We start from the raw sequence: 6216 nt of genomic DNA on the forward strand, positions 1-6216 counted from the left end.
TAATGTCACCCTTCCCTCACCCGCCGCAGAGCTTCACCCCACCTCTCCGGTCAGTAACCCCACGCCGACCGGACTCCCCACGAGAAGGAGCTTGCGTGACCCCCCTCTACACGCGTCACAAGCGCGCCACCCTGGCCATCGCCACCGCCGTCGCCGCCGGAGCCCTCGTCTCCACCGGTCTGGCCACCAGCGCCTCGGCCCAGACCCCGGCCGGCACCGCCGCCCGGCAGCCGGCCGCCGCGCCCACCGCGCTGTCCGCCGCCGCCCGCACCTCTCTGATACAGAAGGCGCAGGCCGGCGCTGCCGCGACCGCGCAGCAGATCGGCCTCGGCGCCAAGGAGAAGCTGATCGTCAAGGACGTCGTCAAGGACGCCGACGGCACCGTCCACACCCGCTACGAGCGCACCTACGCGGGCCTTCCGGTGCTCGGCGGCGACCTCGTCGTCCACACCGCCAAGTCCGGCAGGACCGAGGGCGTCACTAAGGCGAACAAGGCGGCCATCAAGGTGGCCTCGCTCAAGCCGCAGATCACCGCCGCCAAGGCCGAGAAGCAGGCCGTGTCCGCCGCCCGGACCCTCGGCTCCGCCAAGTCCGCCGCCGACGGCGCCCGCAAGGTGATCTGGGCGGGGAGCGGCAAGCCGGTGCTGGCCTACGAGACCGTCGTCGGCGGCCTCCAGGACGACGGCACCCCGAACCAGCTGCACGTCATCACCGACGCCGCCACCGGCAAGAAGCTCTTCGAGTACCAGGGCGTCGAGAACGCGACCGGCACCGGCAAGACGCTGTACTCCGGCACGGTCAGCCTCAACACCACGCTGTCGGGCTCGACGTACCAGCTGTACGACACCACCCGGGGCGGTCACAAGACCTACAACCTGGCCCACAAGACGTCCGGCAAGGGCACGCTGTTCACCGACGCCGACAACGTCTGGGGCACGGGCACGGCCTCCAGCTCCTCGACCGACCAGACGGCCGCCGCGGACGCCGCCTACGGCGCCCAGGAGACCTGGGACTTCTACAAGAACACCTTCGGCCGCAGCGGCATCAAGAACGACGGCGTCGGCGCCTACTCCCGCGTCCACTACGGCAACTCATACGTCAACGCCTTCTGGGACGACAGCTGCTTCTGCATGACCTACGGCGACGGCTCCAGCAACACCCACCCGCTGACCTCGATCGACGTGGCCGGCCACGAGATGAGCCACGGCGTCACCTCCAACACCGCGGGCCTGAACTACTCGGGCGAGTCCGGCGGCCTGAACGAGGCCACCTCGGACATCTTCGGCACGGGTGTGGAGTTCTACGCCAACAACGCGTCCGACAAGGGCGACTACCTCATCGGCGAGAAGATCGACATCAACGGCGACGGCAGCCCGCTGCGCTACATGGACAAGCCCAGCAAGGACGGCGGCAGCGCCGACTACTGGTCCTCGTCGGTCGGCAACCTGGACGTCCACTACTCGTCCGGCGTCGCGAACCACTTCTTCTACCTCCTGTCGGAGGGCAGCGGTTCCAAGACGATCAACGGGGTGACGTACAACTCGCCCACCTACAACGGCTCCACCGTCACCGGCATCGGCCGGGACAAGGCGCTGCAGATCTGGTACAAGGTGCTGACGACGTACTTCACGTCGACGACGAACTACAAGGCGGCCCGCACCGGCACGCTGAGCGCTGCGGCAGCGCTGTACGGCTCCGGCAGCACCGAGTACAACGCCGTGGCCGCGGCCTGGTCGGCGGTCAACGTCAGCTGACGCGCACGTAGCCGCGTACGGGCGGCACCCGGAAGGCAGAGCTTCCGGGTGCCGCCCTACCCTTGTGACCCATGTCCTCGGCGCCCTTCACCTACGAGCCGGTCGGCGCGACCCGCGACGACCTGTCGTACTGCCCGCCCGGCTTCCACCCGATGCTCGTCCGCACCCGCCTCGGCGAGGGCCAGAAGCTCTTCCACCGGGCGGCCGAGGCGGTCCTCACCTGGGAGATGCACCGCGCTGTGGGCGTGGGCATCGACGCCACCGCCGATCGCGCGGCCCTGGGCGTGGACGTCACGGTCACCCTGGCCGCCCTGATCAAGGCCCCCTGCCGCATCGTCTGGGCCACCGAGGAACCCCGCCGGGCCGGCTGGGCCTACGGCACCCTGCGGGGCCACCCCGAATGCGGCGAGGAGGCCTTCGTGGTCGACCGCACGGGCGACGGCACGGTCTGGCTGACGGTGGCGGCCTTCAGCAAGGGGGCCAAGTGGTACGCGAAGGCAGGCGGCCCGGCAGCCCGCGGCCTCCAGCACGCCTACGCCCGCCGCTGCGGAACCGTACTGCGCAAACTCTGCGCCGAATACGACGAGTCCTGACGACCACCTCAAGAAACGCTCGCCCGGCCCCGCCAAGGTGACGATTGGCAGATCCGTTCCGTTACAGGCCCTCAGTCACCGGCCATGCCTGGCACAAATCTGCCAATCACCGCACTGTCCACCCGCGGCAGCCCCCTACCGCATCAACACCCCCGCCCCCTCCACCGCCTCCTCCGACGGCACCGCCACCAGGCCCAGTTCGGCGGCGGAGGCCAGCAGTCGGTGGGACGGGAGGATGCGGACCGTGTAGCCGTAGGGCCCGGTGCGGTCGAGGGCGAGGGGGCCCTCGTACAGCAGGCGGCCCTCCAGGTCGGGGGCGCCGGTCGGCTTCAGGGGGACCACCGTCGCGTCCGTGATGTGGTCCTCGGCGTCCACCCGGCCCGACACCGCCTGGACCTCCACGTCGTCCGGGGTCAGCTCGCCCAGGCCGACGCGGACCCTGAGCCCGACCGTCGTCCCCAACTCCGCCGTGGCCGTCGGCGCGGTCGTCTCCACGTGGTCGACGCTCACCCCGGACCAGGCGGCCCGGACCCGGGCCTTCCAGGCGGCCAGGTCGCTCGCCGTGTCCGGGGTCAGGGCGCGGTGGGCCTGCGCGGCGGGGACGTAGAGGCGGTCGACGTACTCGCGGACCATGCGGCCGGCCAGCACCTTGGGGCCGAGCAGGGTGAGGGTCTGGCGGACCATCGCGATCCAGCGGTCGGGCAGGCCGCCCCGGCCCTGCTCGTAGAAGCGCGGGGTCACCCGCTGCTCCAGGAGGTCGTAGAGCGCCGCCGCCTCGATGTCGTCGCGGCGGTCGGGGTCCGTGCCCACGCCGTCCGCCGTCGGGATGGCCCAGCCGAAGTCCGGCTGGAACCATTCGTTCCACCAGCCGTCGAGGACGGAGAGGTTCAGGCAGCCGTTCAGGGCGGCCTTCATGCCGCTCGTGCCGCAGGCCTCCAGGGGGCGCAGGGGGTTGTTCAGCCAGACGTCACAGCCGGGGTAGAGCTTCTGCGCCATCGCCATGCCGTAGTCGGGGAGGAAGACGATGCGGTGGCGGACCCGTGGGTCGTCCGCGAAACGGACCAGTTCCTGGACCAGGCGTTTGCCGCTGTCGTCCGCCGGGTGCGCCTTGCCCGCGACCACGATCTGCACCGGGCGGTCCGGATGCAGGAGCAGCTCCATCAGGCGGTCGCGGTCGCGGAGCATCAACGTCAGGCGTTTGTACGACGGGACCCTGCGTGCGAAGCCGATCGTCAGGACGTCCGGGTCCAGCACCCCGTCGATCCAGCCCAATTCGGCGTCGCCCGCCCCCCGTTGTCTCCAGGAGGCCCGCAGTCGCTCCCTCACCTCCTGCACCAGCTGTTCGCGCAGGGTGCGGCGCAGCTCCCAGATCTCCTGGTCCTCGATCTCCGCCACCGAGTCCCAGCGTTCGGAGCCGCCGACGGTCAGCGCGTCCTCGGCCCGCTCGGAGCCCACCTGCCGGGCGCCGAGGCGCAGCACCTCCGGGGCCACCCAGGTCGGCGCGTGCACCCCGTTGGTCACGGAGGTGATCGGCACCTCCTCGGCGTCGAATCCCGGCCACAGGCCCGCGAACATCTCCCGGCTCACCTGCCCGTGCAGCAGGGAGACCCCGTTCGCCCGCTGGGCCAGCCGGAGTCCCATCACGGCCATGTTGAACAGGTTCGGCTCGCCGCCCGGGTAGGTCTCCATGCCCAGCGTCAGGATCCGCTGCACGTCGATGCCGGGGAGCTCGGCGTCCGGGCCGAAGTGCCGGGCGACCAGCTCCCGGTCGAAGCGGTCGATGCCGGCCGGGACGGGGGTGTGCGTGGTGAAGACCGTGCCCCCGCGCACCGCCTCCAGAGACGAGTCGAAATCGAGGCCCCGCTCGCACAGTTCGGCGATCCGCTCCAGGCCCAGGAAGCCCGCGTGCCCCTCGTTGGTGTGGAACACCTCCGGCTGCGGGTGCCCGGTGAGCCGGCAGTACGTCCGCACCGCCCGGACACCCCCTATCCCCAGCAGCATCTCCTGCAGCAGCCGGTGCTCGCTGCCGCCGCCGTAGAGCCGGTCGGTCACCCCGCGTTCGCCGAGGTCGTTCTCCTCCACGTCCGAGTCGAGCAGCAGCAGCGGCACCCGGCCCACCTGGGCCAGCCAGATCCTGGCCCGTAGTGCCTTGCCGCCGGGCAGGGCGAGCGAGACCTGCGCCAGGGAGCCGTCGGCCTCCTTCAGCCGGGTGAGGGGCAGCTCGTTGGGGTCGAGCACCGGGTAGTGCTCCTGCTGCCAGCCGTCGCGGGACAGGGTCTGCCGGAAGTACCCGTGCCGGTACAGCAACCCGACCCCGATCAGGGGTACGCCGAGATCGCTGGCCGCCTTCAGATGGTCGCCTGCGAGGATGCCGAGGCCGCCGGAGTACTGGGGCAGCGCGGCCGTGATGCCGAACTCCGGGGAGAAGTAGGCGACGGCCGCGGGCATGCCGTCCGCCTGGGTCTGGTACCAGCGGTCGCCGGTCAGATAGTCGTCGAGGTCGTCGGCGACCGCGGTGAGGCGGCGCAGGAAGCGCCGGTCCCCGGCCAGCTCGGTCAGCCGCGCCGGCCGTACCCGGCCCAGTATCCGCACCGGGTCACCCCCGGCTGCGGCCCATGCCTCGGGGTCGACGGACTGGAACAGGTCGCGCGTTTCCGCATGCCAGGACCAGCGCAGATTGCGCGCCAGGTCGCTCAGCGGCCGCAGGGGTTCGGGGAGAACGGGACGGACGGTGAACCGACGGATCGCCTTCACACTTCCACCTCGGACGCGTTGCGGAGTGAGACGCACGGCGCTGTACGTCTCGTCGTCACCCTCGACGGTAGTGGTTACCGGGGCGTCGGTGGGGACGCGTCCGGCGGGGGTGTCGGGGCGTTAGGAGGCGAGCCTGCGGGCACCCGGGAAAAGGAGGCCGGTCTTGTGGGTGGACATACGCGGGAGTAGTTAACAAAGTTCCGGATTGCCCACCCGAACAGGGTGGGAAGGCTCCTCCGGTACGACCCCACAGGCGTCCCACAGCACCTCCGCAGGACCCATCTCCCCACATCCATCCGCCCACACCCACGTTGACGCGGACAGGAGCGGTCATGCCCGCCACGCACCATTCCTCAGCACCCCCGACCAGCAGCAAGGCCACGGCAGCGGCAGCGAAGGCCGCGAAGAAGCCGGCCAAGAAAACAACGGGCAAGAAATCCGTAAAGGCCGCCGGCGAGGTGCCCGGCCCGCCCGGCCCCGCCGATCCCCCGTCCACCTTCGGGGAGAGCACCCTCGGCCGTATCCCCGTCCTCGACGTACGCCCCGTGGTCCAGCACGGGCGCAGGCCCGCCAAAGCGGTGACCGGTGAGTCGTTCGAGGTGTCCGCCACCGTCTTCCGGGAAGGGCACGACGCCGTCGCGGCGAACGTGGTGCTGCGCGACCCGGCCGGCCGGCCCGGGCCGTGGACGCCGATGCGTGAACTCGCCCCGGGCACCGACCGCTGGGGCGCCACCGTCACCGCGGGTGAACCGGGCCGCTGGACGTACACGGTGGAGGCCTGGTCCGACCCGGTCACCACCTGGCAGCACCACGCCGGCATCAAGATCCCGGCGGGCATCGACACCGAACTGGTCCTGGAAGAGGGCGCGCGGCTGTACGAGCGCGCCGCCGCCGCAGTCCCGGAGGGGCAACGCCAGGTCCTCCAGGAGGCGGTGGCGGCCCTGCGGAACGAGAACCGCCCCGCCGCCTGGCGCCTCGCGGCGGCGCTGGCACCGGAGGTGCAGGATCTGCTGGCCCGGCATCCGTTGCGGGAGCTGGTCACCGCCTCCGATCCGATGCCGCTGCTGGTGGAGCGCGAACGCGCCCTGTACGGGTCCTGGTACGAGTTCTTCCCG

At 71.2% G+C, this 6216-nt stretch carries 4 protein-coding genes; 3 read left to right on the top strand and 1 reads right to left on the bottom strand.

Translation table 11 applies throughout. The features are described 5' to 3' along the window. The first annotated feature begins 95 nt into the window (after window positions 1-95). Window positions 96-1754 carry a M4 family metallopeptidase gene (locus ACIBJF_RS43065; RefSeq protein WP_399182532.1) on the top strand — a complete coding sequence of 553 codons (1659 nt, stop codon included), beginning with the start codon at window positions 96-98 and terminating at the stop codon, window positions 1752-1754. A gap of 71 nt (window positions 1755-1825) precedes the next feature. After that, a complete protein-coding gene (locus ACIBJF_RS43070; protein ID WP_399182534.1) occupies window positions 1826-2347 on the top strand; it encodes a DUF1990 domain-containing protein in 522 nt (173 codons plus the stop codon). A 135-nt stretch (window positions 2348-2482) separates the two neighbouring features. On the opposite strand, the gene ACIBJF_RS43075 is transcribed toward ACIBJF_RS43070, so the two are convergent. Beyond that, the gene (locus tag ACIBJF_RS43075; RefSeq protein WP_399182536.1) at window positions 2483-5101 is read right to left on the bottom strand and encodes a glycosyltransferase family 1 protein; all 2619 of its coding nucleotides are present in this window, start codon (window positions 5099-5101) and stop codon (window positions 2483-2485) included. A 332-nt stretch (window positions 5102-5433) separates the two neighbouring features. Here ACIBJF_RS43075 and ACIBJF_RS43080 point away from each other — a divergent pair. Then, on the top strand, window positions 5434-6216 hold a 783-nt coding region (locus tag ACIBJF_RS43080; RefSeq protein ID WP_399182537.1), incomplete at its 3' end, for a maltotransferase domain-containing protein.

This window comes from Streptomyces sp. NPDC050743, from assembly GCF_044456925.1.
In the GTDB taxonomy this organism is placed as follows: Bacteria; Actinomycetota; Actinomycetes; order Streptomycetales; family Streptomycetaceae; genus Streptomyces.

Excerpts from the sequence above, each read along its gene's own strand:
- ACIBJF_RS43070 (WP_399182534.1), top strand. The coding sequence starts at position 1,826 with ATGTCCTCGGCGCCCTTCACCTACGAGCCGGTCGGCGCGACCCGCGAC.